Raw genomic sequence first — 22,776 nt, 5'->3', positions numbered from 1 at the left:
CTCTATGATCGCACGCTTACGGCGTAGGAATCGGGGTCTCGATAACAGGATCAGGAGTTGGGCCAACGCTCGCCCCTGGCTCTTGTGTAATCGGTTTCCCAAGGACGGCGCTACGAACGCGTCCCGCCTCAGCCCAGACAAACGTTGGTGCCCCGCCATCAGATGCGGGGAGGATGTATCCGCCGAGAATCTCACCGATTTGGTCGGCTTGATCACTAATGACGTACTGCGCGAGCATGGCGCCGGACGACGCCTTGCTGTACGCGATCACTCGGTGTGCGCTGCTATCCCAGACGTAGATGATCCCTGTTCGGCTCGCCCCCGCGGACATCACGACCGTTGGGGTGAGCAGGGGCCGCAGTAGCTCGTCGCCAATCTCTGCTGGGGTCCACTCGTCTGGCGCACCGCCTGAGTAGCGGCGCAGCGCACCGCCGCTCGTCATATAGACATCGCCGTCGATCGCGATGCCCGTCATGGTGCCCAGCGACATCGGGTTGATCAGATACGCCGTTGGGGCGGCGGGGTAGCCCGTGCCGTCGGGGGCTGGCTGGTACCGCAAGATCTGACGTGCCGAGGGGTCAACGACGTAGAGGCGGTAGAGCCCAGTCCCTGGGTCGGCTGCGAATCCGACAATCGCCTTGACGTCGCTCCCCCACAGCTCGCCGTCGCGAACGCGAAGCTTGACCAGCGTCCCCTTGCCGGCTCCGTCGGAGGGGCGCCAGCGCCATAGGTTGGAGGAGGCATCAAACACCACGAGGTCGGGCCCAGAGGCGGTGATGAGTAGTGCGCGCCCCGTGCGCGTGCCGTAGAGGTCAAACCCTGGCTGGTACACAACGGTTGCACGGCCGCGCTCGGCATCAATTCGGTATACCGCGCCCGTCACCTTGTCGATGACATACGGCAGGCCGTCTGGCCCCTGGACGATCGCCTGGATCTCAACTGTTGCGCCCGCCGCCTCAAAGTCGAAGAGCTCGATCGGGGCCGTGTTGTTCACCAGGAAAATCTTATTGAGCGTCTCTGCCGCCTCTGTTCGTAGCATCGTGATTCGGGCGAGCGGGCCGCCTCCAGTCTCTGCAAGATTCAGGTTGCCAACGGCGGTGAGCAGGAGGCTCTTCGCGCGCGCTGGGTCGTTCACAAGAAGGTTGGTCTGGGGATCAAGCGCTTCACCGATACCGATCTCCGCACTTCGTAGGGCCTCGCGGGCCTTCGCCGCAGCGTCCAGCTCCGGAGTTGATCCGTTTAGCACGAGTGCAGTTGCGCCGCCGACCCCGGCGACCAACACCGCGGCGAGAAGGATTGCGGCTGAGCGGCGTCGACGTGTGCGCTGAACTTCGTGCTCTGCCTGCTCGTCGCTCCCCGTCGCTGCGCGGAGCGTTGGCTCAGCTGGGGTGACTGTTAGCCATGGTGCTCGGCGCTCAATCTCGTTTGCGATGCGCGCAGCGGCGCGCTGCCAGAACGACGTTGACGTTGCGGCGCGCTCTCGCCACGATCGCTCAACTCGTGGCTCTGCTGCGCTGCGATGCTCTGCGCGCAGTCGCGCCTCCGCGCGCGCAGTCTCTTGCGCCGCTCGCACTGCATCGCTTGTGCGCTGGTCGCGCGCCGGTGGCGGTTGAGCCTTCCCTCGCGCACGTGCCTCCGTCCCGCTTCGTGTGCTTGGGCGTCGCGCATCAATCACCGCCTGTGCTGCGGTGTCAATTGGTTCATACGGCCGTGTCTGCGCGTCTGGCCGATTCGGATCGGCCTTTGGCGCCACTGGTTTTGCAGCGGCGATGCGCGCCTCGCGCTCAAGGTTTCCCTCCTCCCAGCGTGTGCGCGCGTTGATCTTTGCGACTGCTACTGGATCGGTCGGAACGTTGATCAGCGTGTCGGAGTCTGGCGCCGCCCACTGAACAGCCTTTCGCACTGGCAGAAGCACCTCGAGGAGCACAGCTGTGTAAGCGAGTGGTGCAAGTACGCCGCTCACAGGGGTGTGGGCTTTGACTGCGCGTATCGCATCTTCCGACGTGATCGCCAGCGCGACGCGATCTTTTGGGGACATCGAGAGCCGTGTCGCTGAGATCCCGCCGCGCTCAAGCGTGCGCGACGATGCACCAGGCGCGTCGTCGGGCAACATGATTGTTGACATGCGGCCCTCTGTCGTTCGCCGTGCGGCAATCGCCACGCCGCTAGTGCGCGCTACGAGGACCTCGTTACGCGATAGGGCGACGAGCCCAACTGCGACGCTCTCGCCGAGTCGCTTCTGTGCAGCGGTGAGCGCGCGACGCGCTCGCTCCGCGGGACTGGCCGACGCGTCTCTGTCAAAGAGGTCAAGTGTTTCGTTAGCAGCTTTTTGGAGCTGCGCCGCTGTCGCGCCGACGAGCGAAATAAGTAAGGCGCGTGTGCCGAGTACGCGCTCCTCAGACGGCCCCTTCGGCGTGCGTGCAAGCAGGAGCCAGCCTGGACCAAACGCTGGCTCGGCAGCGGTTAGTACTGCAGGGTGAATGGTCTGTTCGGTCTGGTCCATGTGTTGAGAATACGCTCAGTCTTGCTCACTGCCTGAGATGGCGATCCGTACCGTTAGGCCAATCGAGCGTTCTCCGCCGGGTCGCTCGCTAAAGGCGCGGGCGAGCTCTGCGCCGCGAAGGTGTAGCTCCTGCGCCGCCACGGGGTTCCGTGCTTCAACAATGAGCCGGCCGCGCTCGATCGCAACAAGGTGGCTGACGGGGGCGAGGTGTGGCGCCACTTCGCGCAGGAGGTCACCGAAGACGCCCATCGTTCGCGCGAACCGAAGCTCCTCTTCAAAACCGAGGGCGCGTGCCGCTTCGGGGAGTAGGCCAGCGAGCCCCTCTGGCCGCCCCTTTCGCGTGCGTTTCGTGCTCACGCTGTCACGCTGCTGCCCTGTGGGCCCCGCTGGATCTCGCGCGAGGTCGCCTGCGCCACGAGGCTGGGGGCTAAGTCTTCGAGTGCGGTCGCCGTAATGATGCTCTGCGGTAGCGCGGCGATGCGCGCCACCAGGTGTTCGCGGCGTTGCGGGTCAAGTTCGGAGAACGCGTCGTCGAGTAAGAGGACCGGCGGGTGGCCGTGCTCGTCGGTGAGCAGCTTGATCTCAGCGAAGAGGAGCGCGAGAAGGAGGCTGCGCTGCTGCCCGCGTGACGCTGTTGGGGCGATGTCGCTCCCGCCAACGTGGAAGGCGATGTCGTCGCGGTGTGGGCCGACCAGTGTGTATCCCTGATAGCCCTCTGTCTCGGCGGTCTGGTCAAACGTCTCCGCAAGGCGCGTCGCGCATTCGCTTGCGGATTCGTCGGGGCGGTACCCCTCGCGCGAAAGGTAGTGCGTTTCAAGTTCGGCTTCGCTTGGCGCAACCTCACGGTGCGTTGCCGAGAGAACTGGGGCGAGCGCTGCAAGGAGGGCGAGGCGGCCGGCCACCACCTCTGACCCGGTAGTGATCAGCATCTCGGTCCATGGGCGCATCTCGCTCGCGATGGCGCGGCGTGCGGCGCCGTCGGCCTCAAGCGCATCTTTGAGCAGGCGGTTGCGTTGACGGAGCGCACGTTCATAGCGTGTCAGGGTTGCCTCGTACCCGCGCTGCCACTGCGACGCAACACGGTCGAGCAGCCCGCGGCGCACGGCTGGCGCGCCAACAACGAGGCCGGTCTCTTCAGGAACAAATGCCGCGACGCGCAGCCGCTCTCCTAGGGCCGCTGTGGTGCGCGGAATTCCGTTCAGTAGGTGTTTCGCTCGCCCCGCGCGCGAGATCTCCACGCCGAGCGTTGACTGCGCAAGTGTGTCGGTGGGGTCGGTGCCTTCATCGCGCACCGTGACTGTGATGGCCGCCTGGTCACCGTCGCCGGCGATCACTTCGCGCAGCGCACCTGCGCGGTGCGAGCGCCCGGTCGCGGCAATGATGCACGCCTCAAGGATGGTGGTCTTCCCTGCGCCGTTCTCACCCCAAAAGATGTGTGTCCCTGGCGTTAGCGCAACGCTGCCGTCGGCCCAGCTTCGCACCTGGTGAAGTCGCACGCTCTCAATCATTGCTGCGCCGCGCCTTCGCGAGCGGTGCGGGTCAGGAGGGCGTGCGCACCGGCATCACAACGTGCAGGTAGTCGCGACCGTCAAGCGGGCGAAGCAACCCAGGTGCGACAGGGCCGGTGAGCTCGAGTGAGAATTGATCGGCCTCAACGCGTGAGAGCACATCAACAAGATACTTCGCGTTGAATGCGATCGTTGTCCCCTCGCCCTCAACCTTCGCCTCGATGTGTGCCGCGTGGTCACCAACATCCGCCGCTGCGGTGATGTCGATAGCGCCGCCACCGGTGGTGGAGATTGCAAAGCGCACGATGTGCGCTGATGCGTCGGCAACAACCTGCGCCAGTTTTACCGCTGAGAGGAAGCTGTCTCGGTCAAGCGTCACCTTAGTAGTGTGGCTTGTTGGAACAACCTGCTGGAAGTTTGGGAACTGCCCCTCGATCAGACGGCTCACCAACATGGTGTCGCCAAGCTTGAATTGCAGCTGGTTCTTCGTTGGGGTGAATGTGATCTCAACAAGATCTTCAACATCGGAGAGGAGGCGCAACAGCTCTGCATATGACCGAGCGGGCACGATCAGGCTTGTCTCTGAGGCCGCCTCTGCGAGCGGTGCACCAGCAACGGCGATGCGATAGTTGTCGGCGGCAGCGAATGTCGCCTTCTCGCCGGTGAACTTTGTCAGCACGCCGGTGAGGATCGGTCGCGCCTCGTCACCAGCGGCGGCGAAGACGGTCGACTCAAGTGCGGCCTTCAGCGCCTTCTGGGTGATGCGCGCTGTTGGTCGCTCGCTGGCGGCGCCCACCGGTGGGTAGTCGTCGGCGGGTGTGGCGCGAAGGTGTGAGGCGTTCTGGCCGCACTTGATCTGCACGCGCCCGTCAGTAAGGAGTGAGAGGTCGATCTTCTCGTTCGGTAGGCCGTTCACCACATCGGCGAGCAGCCGGGCCGGGATGGTGGTGGAGCCCTTCTCTTCAACCTTCGCTGGAACCCAGTGGGTGATCGCAATGTCGAGGTTTGTGGCGACAAGGCGAAGCCCGCCATCCTCGGTGCCGAGGTAGACGTTCGACAGGATTGGCAGGGTGTTGCGGGTCGCCACGGCATGGCCAACGATGGCGAGTCCGCGGGCTAGGTGCTCCTGGATTGCTGAGAGCTTCATCGGTTCCTCCACATATAGGTTCCGTCTCTAGGGTAATAGTGTCTTAGTTGTTTTAACTCGTCATCACCGTATTAGTACTGTGGGCGGCGCGGAGAGCCGTGCTCACCTTCGCACAAACGGGCCGTGGGAAGGGCCCCTCTCCGCGTGGAGAACCCTCACCCGGCCCCCTGAGGCACCCCCTAAGCTGGGGAGACCTTGCGGAGAACCACACCAGGTTACCCACACCTCTCTTCACACCCTCCTGGAAAAACCCCCACAAAACCACACCTAAAGGGGTCTTATCCACGAGATTTCCACACCTGTAGCGGAGGTTACGAGCGGGCGGCAACCCCTTGGCCGAGGCGAAGCAGAGCTTCGCGCAGCAAGGCAACCTCTCGGCGCAGCTCGCCGTCGTAGCCCATCTCCCGTTCAATCTTGGTGCAGGCGTGAATGATGGTCGAGTGGTCGCGACCGCCCAAGGCGGCCCCAATGCGAACGAGTGAGGCGTCGGTCTCCTCACGGGAGAGGTACGCCGCGATCTGCCGTGGGGTCACAATCTCTCGATCGCGCTTCGGTCCACGGAGCTGCTCAACCGTCAGGCTGAAGTGCTCGGCAACGGTGGCGACCACCTGCTCTGGCTCAAGGATGCGCTTCGGGTTTGGATAGACAGCCTCGTTCAGTACGCGCGCCGCGAGCTCCATTGTGACCGGCATGCCGCTGAGTCGACCAACAGCGACAAGTCGCGTTAGTGCGCCTTCAAGCTCACGCACGTTGCTCTGCACGCGGCGCGCAACCTGCTCGACAACATCGTTTGCAACGATGACGCCACTCTCTTCCGCCTTGGCGCGCAAGATTGCAATGCGCGTCTCAAGATCTGGTGACGAGATGTCGGCGATGAGGCCCCACTCAAATCGCGAGCGAAGGCGCTCCTCGAGCAACGAGATCTCTTTCGGTGTGCGATCCGACGTCAACACAATCTGCTTCCCGGCGGAGTGCAGCGCGTTGAAGGTGTGGAAGAACTCTTCCTGCGTGCGCTCCTTATCGGCGAGGAATTGAATGTCATCAATAAGCAACACATCGATCTTGCGGAAGCGCGAACGGAATGCCTCTGTGCCACCCTGCTGAATGCTGGTGATGAACTCATTCGTGAACGCTTCGCCTGTGATGTAGAGCACCTGGCGCTTCGGCGAGCGCTCAGCAACAGCGTTGCCAATGGCGTTGCCAATGGCGTGCAACAGGTGTGTCTTGCCGAGGCCGGTGCCGCCGTACAAGAAGAGTGGATTGTATGCGCCGCCAGGCCGCTCGGATACAGAGAGCGATGCTGCGTGTGCGAGACGGTTCGCTGCGCCAACAACATACGTCGCGAATGTGTAGCGAGGATTCAAGTTCGTTGCACGCGCTGGCACATCACGATCAATGATGCGCACGCTCTCTTGTGGTGCGGTGACACGCGGTGCCGTATCGGCAGAGGCGACACCCTTCCCCTTCGCGGCGAGTGCGCCGTGCGCGTCGAGCTCAGCGTCGCTCACCACCTCGACTGAAAGCGTCACGCTGTAGCCAACAACCTTCGCCAACGTTTGTGCGATCAGGGAGCGATAGCGCTCATCAACCCAATCTTTTGCGAATCCGGACTGAACGCCGACAGCAAAGGTGGCAGTCGACTCGTCGACACGAAGGAGTGCGGTGCGACGGAACCAGGTCTCGAAGGTGGCCTGCGAGAGGCTGATCTCCAGCTCTCCGAGGACCGCACGCCAGACCTGTCGTTGATCCATTCCGCAGCGCCCCCCTTTGTCCCGTTGGTGTACGCCACCAACACTGCGGCAGAAGGGCGAGTCGCCGAGGAGTCGGCGGTACCACCCTGGTGCAAGATTGAGTCTGTGCTGACCGGCTTACGCCAGCCCCTCCCACAGCCCCGCGAGAGAGACCAATCGACGGTGTGATGTCGATCAGGCCCTTTATGGGGAGGCGGAGAATAGCACCCACGGTGCTTCCTGCAACCCCAGACTCACCCCGATTTTGGATACCCCCTAGGGGTATCTGGCTAAATCCCCGTTACAGGGGCAGCAATTGACACCGCCGCCTGCGAGGAACGATACTTCCCCTCTCAGAACCGCCCTCCTCGCGGCCTGAGTGAAAACTAGGAAGAACCCCTTGGGGGCCACCGCCGACGAAGGCAACCGTGGCACTTGAGACCACCGGATCGGAGCGATACCAATGAAGCGAACATATCAGCCGAAGAAGCGCCAGCGGTTCCGCGAGCACGGATTCCGTAAGCGCATGTCGACAACGTCCGGCCGCCGGGTTCTTGCCCGACGCCGCGCACGTGGTCGCAAGCGCCTCACCGTCTGATCAAGGCGGCGCGTACACGCCCCAGCAGCATCGACATGTTGCGCACCCCCTCTGACTTCGCCGCGCTGAGCGCCGCACCCGGCGCTACCACGCCGCTGCTCGGCGTTCGCCATCGCACCGTCGCCGTCACAGAGGGCACCGCGTCACTCCGACTCGGCATCGCAACGAGCCGCAAGGTAGGGAACGCCGTGGTGCGCAATCGCATCCGCCGTCGACTGAAGAGCATCGCGCGCGAGCTTGCACCACAGGTGCGCCCTGGCGCAGAGATCCTGATCGGCGTTCGCACTGCAGCCAGCACCGCGACCAGCGCAGAGCTGCGCGCCGCGCTCACCGAGTGCCTGCGCCGCGCCCGACTCGTTGAGGTCTCTGCATGACCGCGCTGCGACGTGTTGCCAATCTTCCAGCGATCGCTGGAACGCTGTTGATCAAGGGATACCGCGTGTTGTTCTTTTGGCTCCCGTCGAGCTGCCGCTTCGAGCCGAGCTGCTCGCGCTATACAGAGGAGGCGATCTTGAAGTACGGACTGCTCAAAGGTTCATGGATGGGGGCCAAGCGCATCGCGCGCTGCTCGCCAATCAGCGCTGGCGGATTGGATCCGGTCCGATGAGCCGCCACACGATGAAGGTCATCGCACTGCTCGGCTTCACAACCCTCCTGGTTGCCGCCTGCGGCGCTGACGGCGCAACGGCGAGCGTTAGCCCAACCCCGTTCCCACCGCTCGTTCCTGCTACACCAGGCGCGGATCCGTTTAGCCTCCTCGCCTGGCTCTTCACGCCAGTCTTTCAGGCGCTCTTCGTAGGACTCGTGCTGCTCGATCGACTCACTGGCGACATTGGCATCTCAATCCTGATCTTGACGCTGATCATTCGCATCATCCTGATCTCGCCATACCGCAAGCAGCTGGTCTCACAGAAGCGCACCCAGCTCCTCGCACCAGAGGTGGCCGAGATTCAGCGACGCTATAAGGGCGACAAGGTAAAAATCCAACAGGCGCAAATGGCGCTCTACAAGGCACGTGGCGTCAGCCCGTTCGGCGGCTGCCTCCCAACGCTTCTGCAGTTCATCGTGCTGATTCCGATGTACACCGTGATCTCGAGCGGCCTCACGAGCCCAGACCCTACTGCCATGCTGAGTGTCTTTGGGTTCAACATCGGCGATGCGGTTGGGCTGGTGTGCGCAAACGGAGCACCCCTACCCGGATACAACGACATGGAGGCATGCATCAAATCAACAGTGCCGTGGCTAGGTAACCTCGACGCATCGAAGCCTTCAGTGATCGACGTCGCCGGGTTCGGCGTCTCGATTCTCGCAGTCATCAGCGCACTTCTCCAGGTCATTCAAACGCGCATGGTGATCAATCCGAATGCGTCAAAGAACGATCCAATGTCAGGCGCCCAGGGTCAGACCATGGTGCTCCTGCCACTCATTTCGGTACTGTACGGCGGGATTCTTCCCGCCGGGCTGTTCATCTACTGGATCTCGTCCACGCTGTTCTCGATCGGGCAGCAGTACTTGATCCTCGGCTACGGTGGGCTCTTCCCGCTCTTCGGCTGGACGCCCGCCTTTGCCGTTAACCATGCCCCGCGTTTCCCAGTGGCGATGCCGGAATTGATTCCGGATGCTGCTGGGGAAGTTGTGGCACCACACGAGCGAACGGAGCTTGACCGCGCCGCATCAGCGGCCGCCACGATCCGTTCGGCGAAGAAGCGCGACCGACATGGTCGACGAGGGAGTAAGTAATGGCGAACGAGAGCGCATATCAGGAGTTCACCGGGAAGAGCGTTGAAGAGGCACTGAAGGGTGCCTGCGAGGCGTTCAAGGTTGGCATCGGCGATCTCGACTTCGAGATCATTGCCCCAGGGTCGCGCGGCGTGCTCGGCATGGGCGCTGAGCCTGCCCGCATCGTCGCCGCGCCAATCAGCGCACTCGGCGGCGCCGCCCCAAAGCGTGCCGGCGAGTCAAGCCGCCCAGCACCAGCACCAGCGCCGGTTCGCGAAGAGCGTGCGCCGCGCCCCGCATCACGCAGTGATGCACCCGTAGAGCGAGCCGCTGCACCGCGAGCTGCAGCACGCCCAGCGCCACGCGGCGACCGTGCCCCACGACCTGAGCGTGCACCGCGCCCCGAGCGCGCGCCACGCGAGGATCGCGAGCCACGAGAGCGACGCGAGCGCAGCGAGACGACGCCAGAGATGATCAGCGGCGGCAAGGAGATCCTTGAGACGCTGGTGAAGCACCTCGGCTTCGAGGCCGAAGTGCGCACCACTGGAACTGATGCTGACACCGTGTTGAACGTTGCCGGCACCTCACCAGAGGCGGTCGATGAGTTGAACAACTTGATCGGCGGCCGCGGCGAGCGACTGCAGGCGATCCAGCATCTCGTGAACCTGATGCTCAGCCGCAAGATGGGCGAGTGGGCACGTGTCACCGTAGACATCGAAGAGTATCGAGGTCGACGTGAGGCACAGCTCCGCGCACTTGCGCGCAAGGCGGCAGACCGCGTCAAGGAGACCGGCCGCGCCGTGCAGCTTGAGCCAATGACGGCGCTGGAGCGCCGCTGGATTCACGTTGAGCTTCAGGAAATGGACAACATTGCGACCGAGTCGGCGGGCGAAGAGCCAGAGCGCCGCGTCGTCGTGATTCCAGCCTAATAACCCGCTCGGCCAACATGCCGACAAAGGATCCACGACGGGAGGCGCACTTCCCTGCAATTGAGAAGCGCTACGGCGAACCGATGAAGCACTGGTTCGCCATGATGCAGAGCATTGCAGGGAGGCGCTACCCAGAACAGATCGCACACTTGCGAGAGAACTACGGATTCTCGCAAGCACACGCAAATGCACTGGTGCTCTTCTCGCGTGGCTCGACATCGTCACAGCGGCATGCAACGCCGACCGCCTATTTCAAAACCATCGAAGCGCAGCAGGCCCGCACGATGCGCGCGATCTTCAAAGTGGTGCGCACAAAGTACCCAGAGCTCGAGTTTGTAATCGCCTACAACCAGCCAATGTTGCGCAAGGGAACGCAGTATGTGCTCGGAGGGTCAGCACTGAAGAGGTACCTGTTGATCAATCCGTTTAGCAAGGCGGTCATCGATGCCTTCACCCCGAAGATGAAGGGGCTCCGTGTGCTGAAGCACTCGATCACGATCCCCAACGACTGGGAGATCGACGAGAAGCTGCTGCTGGCGATGGCGAAGGCGCGCATCGCGGAGATCGCATAGCGCGCGCCGACGGCGCCACGGGTGAGATTTGGTGGAGATGGAGGAGAGTCGAACTCCTCGTCCGAAAAGCCTTCCTTGAGACCACTACGAGCGTGTCCTGCGGTTTAGTCTGAGTTGAGGCGCTCCCACAGGCCGGATCGACCCTCAACCGAGACACATCTCCCTAAATCGGGCTTACTTGATGACTATGCGTCGCTTGTCATCACTGCAGCTTCGCTTTATGACGCTTCCACGACCCGCGAAGCGGGGGCCGCTTCCACGCTCACCTTACTGCCTTAGGCAGCGAGGGCGAGAGCAGGCTGGCGATTGCCAGTTACTTCTTTTTGCTACCGGTTTAACGAGGCCTGATAGCAACCTCGACTCGCGTTCCCAAGGTGCGGATCTCCGTCGAAACCACGCATCCCCAAGGCGATAATGATACCGCGCGTGCGACGCGATTGCTAGTGCGAGCGAACCTACTCGCCACGCTTCCAGTCGCTGAGCTGGCGCTCCGCCTCGCGGCGCCCCTCGCGATCGGCGATAGCGGCACGCTTATCGAAGGACTTCTTGCCGCGCCCGAGGCCAATCTCCACCTTGCAACGCCCGCGCGAAAGGTAGAGGCGCAGCGGAATCAGTGTGAGCCCCTTGGTCTTCACCTTCGTGCCGATGACAATGATCTCGGACTTGTGGAGCAAGAGGCGCCGCACCCGCTTCGGCTCGTGGTTTTGGCTGGCGGCACCGGGCCACTCGGCAATGTGCATGCCAATCAGGCGACCCTCGCCCGCCTCGAGGCGCACGTAGGCATCGCCAATGTCGGCCTTGCCGGCGCGAATCGACTTGATCTCGGTCCCCGAGAGAACGATCCCCGCCTCATAGCGCTCGATGATCTCGTACTCATACGAGGCCTTCCGGTTCGAGGAGAGCGTCGTCCCCGACGGGGGCGCCTTCGGCTTTGGGGCAGGGGAGGGCGCCGTCTTTACTGGAGCCTTAGCCATAGAGTTACCTCCTCTCGAACTGCGTTGCCACCCGTGGGCGCCCCTGTAGGGTACGCGCCAACCGTGGGTGGGGGTACTGCGGGGTGACTAACGCCGGAGACGAGAGAGCCCCGGCCCGAGGGCCAGGGCTCTGCTCAGTTTTTACCGCTCTCGCGGGTCAACTATGCGCTGACCTCGTGAGAGGCGGCGGTACAACTGCCATTTGACATTGCACACCACCTCCTTTCGTCTGTGACGAAGGATACGCCTCCGCAGAGGCGGGCGCAAGTACCGCACAGCACGAGTGCTACTTAAAGGCGGCCAGCGCAGCGTCCAGCACCGGATCGGCGTCCGAGCCTTCAGGGGCCGAGGGGACGGCGATGTCTGGCGTGAGGCCGACCTTGTGGATCCAGCGCCCGTTTGGCGTCAGCCACTTGGCGATCGTGAGCTTCAAACCAGACCCGTCACTGAGGTCAATGAACGTCTGCACAACCCCCTTACCAAAGCTGGTCTCGCCGATCAGGATTGCCCGCCCGCGATCCTGCAGCGCACCAGCAAGAATCTCGCTTGCCGATGCGCTCCCGCTGTTGATCAACACGACAAGTTGAATAGAGGCATCAGTCGCGATCCCGCCCGCCTGCGCTGAGGTGCTGGACTGCTCGCCCTTGCTGTTCTCTTCGATATAGACCACACCGTCGGCAATGAATTCGCTGGCGATTGTGAGCGCGGTAGAGAGATAGCCGCCCGGGTCATCACGGAGGTCAAGAACGATCTTGTCGCCACCAGCGTCAACAATCTTCTGCAGCGCCACACGGAACTGATCGGCGGCAATGTCGGTGAACTCGTTGAGCGCAATGTAATCAACGCGATCTCCAGCGGCCGTTTGTAGCTGCTCCGTCGCCACCACTGGAAGTTCAATCTTGGCGCGAACGATTGAGACATCGCGCGGCGCAGTGGTGCCCGTGAGAACGGTAATGACGACAGTCGTGCCCTCAGCGCCACGCACCTTGAGCACCGCCTGGTCAACAGAGAGTCCCGTCAGCGCATCACCATCAACGGCGAGGAACTTGTCGCCACCACGGATTCCTGCGGCACGCGCCGGGGCGCCTTCAATCGTCGAAGCAACAGTAAGGAGGCAATCACTACTGATCGCGGTGCAGAGCTCACCCGCCGATGTGCGCAGGTCAATCACGGCGCCGATGCCGGTGAAGCTCCCTGAGAGTCCCTCCTTCATTGAGGCCATCTCTTCGGCGGTGAGGTATTGGGAGTACGGATCATCGAGCGAGTCAACGAGTCCCTTGATCGCACCATTGATGAGATCTTCGTCAGTCTCGGTACCAACGTGTTGCTCTTGAATAAGGGTGAGCACCTCGTTGAAGCGTGCAAGATCAAGGGTGCCGTTCCCTTGTGGAGCGTTATCGCTGGAGCGCAGCCCAGCGCTATAGGCGGCAACGGCAATGATGACGGCGAGAAGAAGGCGACCGGCTCGCGTGAAGAGTGGCGTTCCGTTCGGTGTCAGGCTCATGGCGGTGCTCCTTCGCTACGCGTGGCGACTAGTTCAGCCGCCCTCGGAGAGAGAGTAGCGCGCCTAGTGCTCCAAGGCCGAGCCCAGCGGCGATCACCGAGAGCGAGACCTGCCCGGCAAGGATCGCCGAGGTTTGCACCGGAAGGACGCGGAAGAGATTGAGCATGACGGCGCCAATGCTGGCGCTCAGAATGCCGAAGATGAAGAGTGTGATCAGCGCTCCGGCGGCGCCGATCGCGAGGCCCTCGAGAATGAACGGAAGGCGCACCCAGGTGGCGCTCGCGCCAACGATGCGCATGATGGCGATCTCGTCGCTTCGCGCCAGGATGGCGAGCCGGATGGCGTTGACCACCACGGCAAGCACGGCGAGCGAGAAGCCGATCACAATGATCAGCCCAACGATGCGCAGCGCGCCAGTAATGGCGACCAAGCTCTCCGCAAGTGCGCGCCCGTCGATAATGCGGCTGATGGAGGCTGCGTCCGGAATTGAGGCGAGGCCGTCGGCAACCCGCCCCGTGTCTGCAGGGTTATCTAGGGCGATCTCGTAGCTGGCGGGGAGCGGGTTCACACCAAGGTTGCCGGTGAGGTCGGGCTCGCCGCGCTCCTTTAGGCGCACCTTAAAGGCGGCCAGCGCATCGTCCGCACTCACATACGTAGCCCCCTTCACCCCGTCTATCCCCTCAATCTGCACCTGGATTGAGCGAGCCTCGCTCTCGGTGACGGAGCTCTTGAGATAGGCGATGACCTCAACCTTTGAATCGGCATATGAGAGCGCCGCGTCGAGGCCCGCTCGAATAACGAGCACAGAGGCGAGGACCATCAGCATCAGCGTCATCGTCGTAGTGGCGGCGATCGTTGCGAGGCGATTGCGAGAGAGTCCATTTGCCGCCGCGGAAATGCTTAGCCGAATGAGGCGGCCGCGATTTGACTGGCTTTCGCGCTGCACGCTCATCAGCCCACCCGGTGATACGTTGCGTTCGCTTCATCGCGAATGAGGCGGCCACCCTCGAGGCCGATCACACGACGGCGCAGCGTAGTGACGATGTCAGAGTCGTGCGTCGCTACCAGCACCGTGACGCCAAGTCGATTGATGTCCATCAGGAGCTCCATGATCTCCCAGCTGATGAGCGGGTCAAGGTTGCCCGTCGGTTCGTCGGCGATGAGTAGTTCTGGCTCACCGACGATGGCGCGCGCGATTGCGGTGCGCTGCTGCTCGCCGCCAGAGAGCTCAGAGGGGTAACGATCGGCGAGACGCGCCAAGCCAACAATGCGCAGTGCTCGATCCGTTGCGGTGGCAACGAGGTCGGGCGCCGTCCCCGTTACCTCAAGGGCGAAGGCAACGTTCTCGCGAACGGTTCGTCGCGGCAAGAGGCGGAAGTCCTGAAAGATTACGCCAACGCGACGGCGAAGCTTCGGCACATCACCCCCAGAGAGGCGATGAACTGGAAAGCCTGCGACGTACACCTCGCCCGCCGTTGGCAGCACGTCGCGAACGAGGAGTCCGATAAGAGTGGACTTTCCTGCACCCGATGGCCCAACAAGGAAGGCGAACTCTCCGCGCTGAATGGTGAGGCTCACATCACCAAGGGCGATGTGGCCACTCGGGTAGGTCACGGAGATACCTTGCAGGTCAACGACTGCACCCTCGGTTGCATCAAGTTCTACTTCGTTGCTCATCGGTCGATCCTACTCCTCATCCACGCTGCCACCAGCGAGCGGTGCCCCAGTAGAGACACGCTCAAGCTCGGCAAGAATAAGCGCATCGAAGTCGCCATCAAGAATGCCGACAGTGTCTGAGGTCTGGCTGCCAGTGCGGTGGTCTTTCACCATCTGGTATGGGTGCAGAACGTAACTGCGAATCTGGTTCCCCCAGCCGGCGGAGATCGTTTCTCCGCGCACACGTGCAAGCTCATCTTCGCGCGCACGAATCTTTAGCTCAATCAGTTTGCCGCGCAACATGCGCTCGGCTGTTTCGCGGTTCTGCATTTGTGAGCGCTGGTTCTGACTGGAGACGACGGAGTTTGTTGGAAGGTGAGTGAGGCGCACTGCAGATTCTGTCTTGTTGACATGTTGGCCACCAGCGCCACTCGAGCGATACGTATCAACGCGAATCTCATCCCAGTTGAGCGTTACCTCGGCATCGTCTTCTACCTCTGGAATGACTTCGAACATTGCAAAGGTTGTCTGTCGGCGCTTCTGCCCATCGAATGGCGAGATGCGCACTAGGCGATGCACGCCGCGCTCCGCACGCAACCATCCGAACGCATTGCGACCGCGGATCTCTAGAACAACACTGCGATAGCCAGCGCCTTCACCCTCGGTGGAGTCGACGATCTCTGTTGCGAAGCTATGTCGTTCGGCCCACCGCATGTAGGCGCGCAGCAGAATGGCGGTCCAATCACACGCCTCGGTGCCACCGGCGCCCGCCTGAAGGGTGACGATGGCGTCGGCGTCGGCATACTCGCCGCTAAAGAGGAGTGAGGTGCGCGCCTTCTCGAAGTCGCTCTCAAGGAGCGCCGCCTTCGTTGACACCTCGTCTTGCAGCCCGTGGTCGCCCTCTGACTCGGCCAACTCGAAGAGTTCACCGAGGTCGCGCGCGGCGGTGGTGAGCTCCCTCCAGAGGGTGAGCTCTTCGCGCAGCCCCTCCGCCTCGCGGGCGAGCCGTCGAGCGACCCGCTGGTCATCCCAGAAGCCGGGGGCGAGCATCGCCGCCTCGATCTCGGCTAGGCGGGCAGCCTTTGTTACAGGGTCAAAGACGCCCCGAGGTTGCCTCGATGCGGCCGAGGAGGTCTCGCAGGGAGGCAGCGTCGACGCTCACCCTGCACCCTCACCCAGCCGAATCGCGGCATCCACGGGGGACTTGCTGCTCACGCTATGCGCCATGGCACTTCTTATACTTCTTCCCGGAGCCACAGGGGCACGGGTCGTTTCGGCCGACAGTGGCGGCAGCCACAACAGGCGCCTTTGGCGCTGGGGCTGACGTGGTGCTCGCTGCGCTGGTGGCGACGATCTTGGGGCGCGGCGCCTCCTGCTGCACCACGCTGACGCGCAAGATCGATCGGCCGATGCTGACGCGGATGAGTCCCTGGAACTCGTCATAGAGTTTGAACGCCTCTTTCTTGAACGCATTCAGTGGATCTTCTTGGGCGTATCCGCGCAGCCCGATGCCGCGACGCAGATCATCCACCTCAGTGAGATGTTCCACCCAGAGCTGATCGATGCTGCGCAAGATCACGGCGCGCAAGACGCGCGGCCAAATCTTTGGGCCGAACTCCTCCGCCTTCTTGTCCAGCGCCGCAAGTGCGGCAACCTCAATCGCATCAATCAGGATCGCATCTTCAACGATGTTCTCGAGGTTCTCTGGCGGCTCAATCCCGGCACGCTTTAAATCGCCCTTCAGCGCTTCAAGGCTCCAATCACCTGGAAGGCCTGGTGGGCAGTGCGTCATTACGATAGAGCGCGCCTCTGCGCTGAGCGAATCCTCGACCGTTAGGTTGAGATCGTCGCCGTGCAACACGCGATCACGTTCGCCGTAGACGGTCGCGCGCTGCTTGTTGATCACGTCGTCAAACTCAACGACGCGTTTACGAATGTCGAAGTTGTACCCCTCAACGCGCGTCTGTGCCCCCTCAATCGTGCGACTGACCATGGACGACTCAAGCGCCTGTGTCTCATCGAAGCCGAGGCGATCCATCAGGCTTACGACACGTTCGCCAGCGAAGCGCTTCATCAGGTCGTCTTCGAGCGAGAGGTAGAAGCGCGATGAGCCTGGGTCACCTTGGCGGCCGGCGCGACCACGGAGCTGGTTGTCGATGCGGCGCGACTCATGTCGCTCGGTGCCAAGAATGCGGAGGCCTCCTGCAGCGAGGACGATTTCGCGATTTGCTACACAGGAGCGCTCCGCTTCAGCGAGTGCCTCTGCGTAGGTTGCTGCATCAACCTCGGCAGGATTCAGGCCGCGCAGGCGCAACGCTTCAGATGCAAGCCCAGCAGGATTACCGCCGAGCACGATGTCGGTACCGCGGCCAGCCATGTTGGTGGCGATCGTCACCGCACCGCTGCGTCCCGCCTGTGCAACGACGGGCGCCTCACGCTCGTGCTGCTTCGCATTCAAGACGTTGTGGGTAATCCCTTCGCGATTCAGCAGTGCGGCAAGATGTTCAGAGCGCTCAACGGAGGTAGTGCCAACAAGCACCGGCTGGCCAGCGGCTCGCCGCTCCTTGATGTGCTCCACGATGGCGCCATCTTTCGCGCGCTCTGTACGGTAGACAAGATCGGACTGATCGTCGCGCACCATCGGTTGATGCGTTGGGATCGCGGTGACCTCAAGGCTGTAGATCTTGCTGAACTCCTCTGCCTCGGTCATCGCAGTGCCGGTCATGCCGGCGAGCCTGCCGTAGAGGCGGAAGTAGTTCTGGAAGGTGATCGTTGCAAGGGTCACCGACTCGCGCTGCACGTGCAGTCCCTCCTTCGCCTCGATTGCCTGATGGAGGCCTTCAGACCAGCGCCGCCCTGGCATCTTTCGCCCAGTGAACTCGTCGACGATGACAATTTCGCCGCCCTCAACGATGTAGTCTCGATCACGCTTAAAGAGTGCATGCGCACGAAGCGCTGACTCAAAGTGGCGCGCCATGAGTGGATCGCCGCTGTAGAGGTTCTCGATGCCGAGCATCTGCTCGACGCGAGCGACGCCATCCTCTGTCGGCGAAACGGCCTTCTCCTTCTCGTCAAGGAAGTAGTCGCCGCCGACCGCCGCACCAGTGTCACGCGCGCGCAGGCGCGGCACAAGCTTTGAGAACGTTGCGTAGAGATCCTGCGACTCAGCCGCCTGGCCGCTGATGATGAGTGGCGTTCGTGCCTCGTCGATCAAGATGTTGTCGACCTCGTCGACGATGGCGAATGCGTGACCGCGCTGTACGCGCTGCTCGAGCTCGGTGACCATGTTGTCGCGCAGGTAGTCGAATCCGAACTCATTATTCGTGCCGTAAGTCACGTCAGCGGCATACGCTTCGCGTCGGGTGACGGGGCGCAGCTTGGCGGTCTGCTCGTCGCTGCTGTGATATTCGGGATCAAACAGATACGAGCTGTCGTGGGCGATGACGCCGATGCTGAGACCCATGAAGGCGAAGATCGGCCCCATCCAGCGTGCGTCGCGACGGGCGAGGTAGTCGTTCACGGTCACCACGTGCACGCCACGGCCGCCAACGGCGTTGACACTGGCACCGAGCGGACCAACGAGCGTCTTCCCCTCACCGGTGCGCATCTCGGCGATTTTGCCTTGGTGCAGCACGATCGCACCGAGGATCTGTTCGTCGTATGGGCGCATCCCCGTGGTGCGGCGCGACGCTTCGCGCGCCGCTGCGAGAATCTCTGGCAGCTCGTTGTTGAGCGCCGTCTTTAGCGCCTCGCCCTCAAGGGTGCGCAGTACGGCAGAGATGGCGTCAATGCGCGATCGGATCTCACCATCGCTTGCGGCCTCCATCTCGTCGGCGCGCGAGTTGACCGCGTCGAGGATCGGCTTGAGGCGACCGAGCTCGCGGTCGTTTGAATCTACAAGTCGGGAGAGAAAGCCAAAGACCATCGCAGGGAGAGGCCTAGCGCCAGAATCCGGCGGAGTACCCGATCACCAGGATGCCGAAGGTAAGCGCGGCGAGCACAACCCAGTAGAGGGCGCTTGCCGGCCTGCTGGTCGGATTCATTTCAGGATTCCTCATTGGTGCGGCATTCCATCGCGGGCTACGCAGCGATGCGCGCCAGTCCACGTTCTTCTCGGGAGCACGCGCAACAATCGCACCACGCTCGTCCGGACGGTGCAGCTTGAGGGTCATCGCCGCCGCGTTCGCTTCTCGCTCGTCGGAACGGTCGAGACTGGTCCTGACTGGTGCTCATCCCAGAAGAGCATCTCCTCGGCGGTGGCCGACTCTTTACCGAAGAGGGCGCCAACCGATTCACCGAGGTGAATTCGCCGGATGGCCTCGCCGAAGAGTGGCGCAGAGGAGAGGCGCTTGATCTTCGTGCTCTTTGCCCCGATCGGCATTGGGATGGAGTCGGTCACCACCACCTCGAGCACGTTGCAGTTCTCGATGCGCTCAATCGCCGGACCAGAGAAGACACCGTGTGTTGCACATGCGGTTACCTCAATCGCGCCGGCCTTCTCAATCGCACGGACAATTTCAGTAAGCGTTCCAGCGGTGTCAATTTCGTCGTCGACGATGACGACGCGCTTCCCCTTCACGTCACCGATGACGTTCACTACCTCGGCCTGGTCGTTGTTCCCTTCGCGTCGCTTCTCAACGATCGCGAGTGGTGCGTTGAGGAGTTCTGCGAAGGTACGCGCGCGCTTGGCGAAACCGAGGTCGGTGACGACGACGAGGTTCTCGGTGCCGCGCCGGCGCATGTAGTTGGAGAGGAGATGCACGGCGGTGAGCTCGTCGACAGGAACGTTGAAGAACCCCTGCAGCTGGCCCTGGTGCAGGTCGAGGGTGAGGATGCGGTTTGCGCCAGCAACCTGCAGCATGTCAGCGACAAGTCGTGCCGTGATCGGCACGCGCGGCTGATCTTTCTTGTCGGAGCGACCGTAGCCGTAGTACGGGATGACGGCGGTGATGCGGCCAGCCGAGGCGCGCTTGAACGCGTCGATCATGATCAGCAGCTCCATGATGGAGGTGCTCACCGGGCGCGATGTGGGCTGCACGATGAAGACATCTTTCTCGCGAGCGTTGTCGAGAATCTTGACGAAGATGTTCTCGTTGGCGAAGGCGAAGACCTCTGCCTTGCCGATCTGGCGTCCGAGGTAGCGTGCGATCTTTGCCGCAAGTTCGGGGTTGGCGTTCCCCGTGTAGACGTCGATTGAATCTGCCCTCATCGCCGTCCTCCGCTCTCTGGACGGGTCACCCTTAGCGACCCGTACGCTTCTTCGGGGCTGGCTTCCCCTTTGCGACCGGCTTTGACTTCGCTGCTGGCTTCCCCTTTGCGGCCGGCTTCCCCTTTGATGGAGTGCCACCCTTGGTTGTCGGGCGAGGTGCCTTCACAACCTTGGCGATCTTTGGAGCCTCGTCAGCTTCGTCCTCATTGTCGCCTGTGCCGTTGCGCTTTGCCAGACCCGTACGGAAGGCGGCGATCCCGGCGACCTTGTCACCCTCACGAAGGGTCATCACGCGCACCCCTTGGGCACTGCCGTCCTTGCGGGTGGCAATGCTCTCGAGCTTGGTGCGCACGACCTGCCCCTCAGCGCTGATCAAGATCACCTCTTCGTCGGCCTCGCTGACCTGGCGTACGGCCACAACAGGGCCGGTCTTGCGCCCCTCGAGTGGGATCAGGCGGACACCCTGGGTGCCACGGTGCTTGCGGGCGAAGGCGCCCACAGGGACGCGCTTCCCGTGGCCGGTCTCCGTAAGGACAAGAAGGTCTGCACCAGGCTCCGCCACGGCCATGGCAACGACAAGGTCACCCTGGCGGGCAAGGCGAATGCCGATCACGCCACCAGCGGTGCGGCCCATGGCGCGCGCCTCGCGCTCGTGGAAGCGGCAGATGCGCCCCTGGCGGGTGGCTATGACCAGGTCATCTTCACCCGAGGTCTGAATCACCTGGGCGAGCTCATCGCCCTTATCAAGGGTGATGGCGATGATGCCGGTGGAGCGCACCTTCTCGAACTGCTCAATCGCCGTCTTCTTGATGATCCCCTTCTTGGTGGAGAAGGCGAGGTAGCTGCCTGGTGTGAAGCCGTTCAGGATGATCGTGGCGACCGGGGTCTCGCCCGACTCTACCTGCACCCCTGGAAGATTGACGATCGGGATCCCCTTGTTCTGTCGCGAGGCGTCAGGGATCTCGTGCACCTTGGCGCTGAAGCCGCGCCCCTTGTTGGTGAAGAAGAGGGCGTAATCGTGGGTGTTCGCGACCTGCAGCGTGGCGACCGCATCCTCTTCGCGCGTGGTCATGCCGATCACGCCCTTGCCGCCGCGATGCTGCTGGCGATAGGTGATGAGCGGCTGGCGCTTGATGTAGCCGCGGCTGGAGATGGTGATCACCACATCTTCGTCAGCGATCAGGTCCTCGTCCGACATCTCGCGCGTTGCATCTTGGGCGATCTTGGTGCGACGTCGATCGGCGAACTTCTCCTTCAGCTTGGCGAACTCATCCGAGATGATCTTGGAGATGCGCGCCGGTCGAGAGAGGATGTCTTCGAGTTCGGCGATGAACTTGATCACTTCGAGATATTCGTCCTCAATCTTCTTGCGCTCGAGTGCGGCGAGGCGGGCAAGGCGCATGTCGAGGATTGCCTGCGCCTGCAGCTCGGTGAGCTTGAATCGCTCCATGAGATGGGTGCGCGCGATATCGACGTCGGCTGCCGCACGAATCGTCTTGATCACCGCATCTAGATTGTCGAGGGCGATCTTGAGTCCTTCGAGGATGTGGGCGCGCTCACGTGCCTTCTTCAGTTCGTATTCCGTGCGGCGTCGCACGATGATGCGGCGGTGGTCAATGTGGTGCTGCAGTACCGACTTCAGCGAGAGGGTCTGCGGCTGCCCATCGACGAGCGCGAGCATGTTCATGCTGAATGCAGAGCGCAGCGGGGTGAGCTTCAACAGCTTGTTGAGCACCTTATGTGGATTCGCATCCTTCTTAACCTCAACGTAGACGCGCATGCCGTCGCGGTCAGACTCGTCGCGCAGGTCGGCGATGCCATCGAGGCGCTCCTCTTTGACGAGGTCCGCAATCTTCTCAACGAGCGATGCCTTGTTTACCTGGTACGGCAGCTCGGTGATGATGATCGCCGTGCGATCGCCACGCGACGCCTCTTCAAAGTGCGTCGCGCCGTCAACAACAACGCGGCCGCGTCCGTGCGCGTACATCTGTCGCACCGCATCAATGCGCTCCGTTGCGCCTGTGAGTGGATTCTTGATGGTGTCGTAGCGATAGAGGATGCCGCCGGTCGGGAAGTCTGGCGCATTGACGTACTTGCAGAGATCGTCGACGGAGAGTTCAGGGTCAGCGATCAGGGCGATGGCGGCGTCGGCGATCTCGCCAAGGTTGTGCGGCGGAATGTTTGTCGCCATGCCGACGGCAATACCAGAGGAGCCGTTGACGAGCAGGTTCGGTAGGCGCGAAGGGAGAACGCTTGGCTCCTTCTGCGTGCCGTCGTAGTTCGGCGTGAAGTCGACGGTTTCGTGATCGATGTCGGCGAGCATCTCACCGGCGATTGAGGTGAGGCGTGCCTCGGTGTAGCGCATCGCAGCGGCGGAGTCGCCGTCAACGGAGCCGAAGTTTCCTTGGCCATCAACGAGCGGATGACGCATGGAGAAGTCTTGTGCGAGTCGCACGAGTGCGTCGTAGAGGGCGCCGTCGCCGTGTGGGTGGTACTTGCCCATCACCTCGCCGACGATGGCGGCGCACTTGCGATAGGCGGAGCCGCCAGAGAGGCCCATCTCACCCATCGTGTACAAGATGCGGCGGTGTACCGGCTTGAGGCCGTCGCGGACGTCGGGGAGTGCGCGCGCCACGATCACGCTCATCGCGTAATCGAGATAGCTCGTTCGCATCTCGTCTTCGATGCGAATCGAACGGACGCTCACTCGTGCCTCGTCGCTCATGC

At 62.5% G+C, this 22,776-nt stretch carries 20 protein-coding genes and 1 other RNA gene; 6 read left to right on the top strand and 15 right to left on the bottom strand.

The window, feature by feature from the left end; all coding sequences use genetic code 11:
• Positions 1–16: 16 nt before the first annotated feature.
• The 5 genes from AC3LB0_RS01985 to dnaA form a co-directional block, all read right to left on the bottom strand.
• Positions 17–2,503 carry an SMP-30/gluconolactonase/LRE family protein gene (locus AC3LB0_RS01985; protein WP_488649493.1) on the bottom strand — a complete coding sequence of 829 codons (2,487 nt, stop codon included), beginning with the start codon at positions 2,501–2,503 and terminating at the stop codon, positions 17–19.
• 15 nt (positions 2,504–2,518) lie between these two features.
• Positions 2,519–2,860, bottom strand: coding sequence for a DciA family protein (locus AC3LB0_RS01980; RefSeq protein ID WP_488649492.1), 342 nt, complete (start codon positions 2,858–2,860; stop codon positions 2,519–2,521).
• The gene (gene recF / locus AC3LB0_RS01975) at positions 2,857–4,011 is read right to left on the bottom strand and encodes a DNA replication/repair protein RecF (protein ID WP_488649491.1); all 1,155 of its coding nucleotides are present in this window, start codon (positions 4,009–4,011) and stop codon (positions 2,857–2,859) included. The genes AC3LB0_RS01980 and recF overlap by 4 nt, the downstream gene beginning before the upstream one ends.
• Positions 4,012–4,042: 31 nt before the next feature.
• Entirely contained in the window at positions 4,043–5,158 is a 1,116-nt protein-coding gene (dnaN, locus tag AC3LB0_RS01970) for a DNA polymerase III subunit beta (protein WP_488649490.1), read from the bottom strand.
• A gap of 311 nt (positions 5,159–5,469) precedes the next feature.
• The gene (gene dnaA, locus AC3LB0_RS01965; protein ID WP_488649489.1) at positions 5,470–6,909 is read right to left on the bottom strand and encodes a chromosomal replication initiator protein DnaA; all 1,440 of its coding nucleotides are present in this window, start codon (positions 6,907–6,909) and stop codon (positions 5,470–5,472) included.
• 442 nt (positions 6,910–7,351) lie between these two features.
• On the opposite strand from dnaA, the gene rpmH reads away from it, so the two are divergent.
• From rpmH to AC3LB0_RS01935, 6 genes are read left to right on the top strand one after another with little or no spacing between them, the layout of a single operon-like run.
• Positions 7,352–7,486 carry a 50S ribosomal protein L34 gene (gene rpmH / locus AC3LB0_RS01960; RefSeq protein WP_445843764.1) on the top strand — a complete coding sequence of 45 codons (135 nt, stop codon included), beginning with the start codon at positions 7,352–7,354 and terminating at the stop codon, positions 7,484–7,486.
• Between the two features lie 35 nt (positions 7,487–7,521).
• Positions 7,522–7,860, top strand: coding sequence for a ribonuclease P protein component (gene rnpA / locus AC3LB0_RS01955; RefSeq protein WP_488649488.1), 339 nt, complete (start codon positions 7,522–7,524; stop codon positions 7,858–7,860).
• On the top strand, positions 7,857–8,093 hold the full coding sequence (gene yidD / locus AC3LB0_RS01950) for a membrane protein insertion efficiency factor YidD (protein ID WP_488649487.1): 237 nt from the start codon (positions 7,857–7,859) through the stop codon (positions 8,091–8,093). The genes rnpA and yidD overlap by 4 nt, the downstream gene beginning before the upstream one ends.
• Entirely contained in the window at positions 8,090–9,226 is a 1,137-nt protein-coding gene (locus AC3LB0_RS01945) for a YidC/Oxa1 family membrane protein insertase (protein WP_488649486.1), read from the top strand. The genes yidD and AC3LB0_RS01945 overlap by 4 nt, the downstream gene beginning before the upstream one ends.
• Complete coding sequence (gene jag / locus AC3LB0_RS01940; protein ID WP_488649485.1) at positions 9,226–10,134, top strand: RNA-binding cell elongation regulator Jag/EloR; 909 nt, start codon at positions 9,226–9,228, stop codon at positions 10,132–10,134. Before AC3LB0_RS01945 ends, jag begins: the two co-directional genes overlap by 1 nt.
• Before the next feature lie 17 nt (positions 10,135–10,151).
• Positions 10,152–10,706, top strand: coding sequence for a DUF4287 domain-containing protein (locus AC3LB0_RS01935; RefSeq protein ID WP_488649484.1), 555 nt, complete (start codon positions 10,152–10,154; stop codon positions 10,704–10,706).
• A gap of 29 nt (positions 10,707–10,735) precedes the next feature.
• Here the strand turns inward: AC3LB0_RS01935 and ssrA are convergent.
• The 10 genes from ssrA to gyrA form a co-directional block, all read right to left on the bottom strand.
• Positions 10,736–11,111: a transfer-messenger RNA gene (gene ssrA / locus AC3LB0_RS01930) on the bottom strand.
• Positions 11,112–11,161: 50 nt separating this feature from the next.
• Positions 11,162–11,680 (bottom strand): SsrA-binding protein SmpB, encoded by a 519-nt coding sequence (smpB, locus tag AC3LB0_RS01925; RefSeq protein ID WP_488649483.1) that lies wholly within the window; start codon positions 11,678–11,680, stop codon positions 11,162–11,164.
• A gap of 286 nt (positions 11,681–11,966) precedes the next feature.
• Positions 11,967–13,184 carry a S41 family peptidase gene (locus AC3LB0_RS01920; protein WP_488649482.1) on the bottom strand — a complete coding sequence of 406 codons (1,218 nt, stop codon included), beginning with the start codon at positions 13,182–13,184 and terminating at the stop codon, positions 11,967–11,969.
• Between the two features lie 28 nt (positions 13,185–13,212).
• Complete coding sequence (locus tag AC3LB0_RS01915) at positions 13,213–14,136, bottom strand: cell division protein FtsX (RefSeq protein WP_488649481.1); 924 nt, start codon at positions 14,134–14,136, stop codon at positions 13,213–13,215.
• On the bottom strand, positions 14,136–14,861 hold the full coding sequence (locus tag AC3LB0_RS01910) for a cell division ATP-binding protein FtsE (protein ID WP_488649480.1): 726 nt from the start codon (positions 14,859–14,861) through the stop codon (positions 14,136–14,138). Before AC3LB0_RS01910 ends, AC3LB0_RS01915 begins: the two co-directional genes overlap by 1 nt.
• A 9-nt stretch (positions 14,862–14,870) precedes the next feature.
• Positions 14,871–16,002, bottom strand: a protein-coding gene (gene prfB, locus AC3LB0_RS01905; protein ID WP_488649479.1) for a peptide chain release factor 2 whose coding sequence is annotated in 2 segments (ribosomal slippage) — positions 14,871–15,935 and positions 15,937–16,002 — 1,131 coding nt in all. Because the reading frame shifts where the segments join, the coding sequence is not laid out codon by codon here.
• A 54-nt stretch (positions 16,003–16,056) separates the two neighbouring features.
• On the bottom strand, positions 16,057–18,765 hold the full coding sequence (gene secA, locus AC3LB0_RS01900; protein WP_488649478.1) for a preprotein translocase subunit SecA: 2,709 nt from the start codon (positions 18,763–18,765) through the stop codon (positions 16,057–16,059).
• Between the two features lie 13 nt (positions 18,766–18,778).
• Complete coding sequence (locus tag AC3LB0_RS01895) at positions 18,779–19,012, bottom strand: hypothetical protein (RefSeq protein ID WP_488649477.1); 234 nt, start codon at positions 19,010–19,012, stop codon at positions 18,779–18,781.
• On the bottom strand, positions 19,009–20,049 hold the full coding sequence (locus AC3LB0_RS01890) for a ribose-phosphate diphosphokinase (protein ID WP_488649476.1): 1,041 nt from the start codon (positions 20,047–20,049) through the stop codon (positions 19,009–19,011). The genes AC3LB0_RS01895 and AC3LB0_RS01890 overlap by 4 nt, the downstream gene beginning before the upstream one ends.
• 31 nt (positions 20,050–20,080) lie before the next feature.
• Complete coding sequence (gene gyrA / locus AC3LB0_RS01885) at positions 20,081–22,774, bottom strand: DNA gyrase subunit A (protein ID WP_488649475.1); 2,694 nt, start codon at positions 22,772–22,774, stop codon at positions 20,081–20,083.
• Between the last annotated feature and the right edge of the window lie 2 nt (positions 22,775–22,776).

Source organism: Candidatus Limnocylindrus sp., assembly GCF_040397235.1.
In the GTDB taxonomy this organism is placed as follows: domain Bacteria; phylum Chloroflexota; class Limnocylindria; order Limnocylindrales; family Limnocylindraceae; genus Limnocylindrus.
This window is presented reverse-complemented; position numbering and strand designations above follow the sequence as displayed.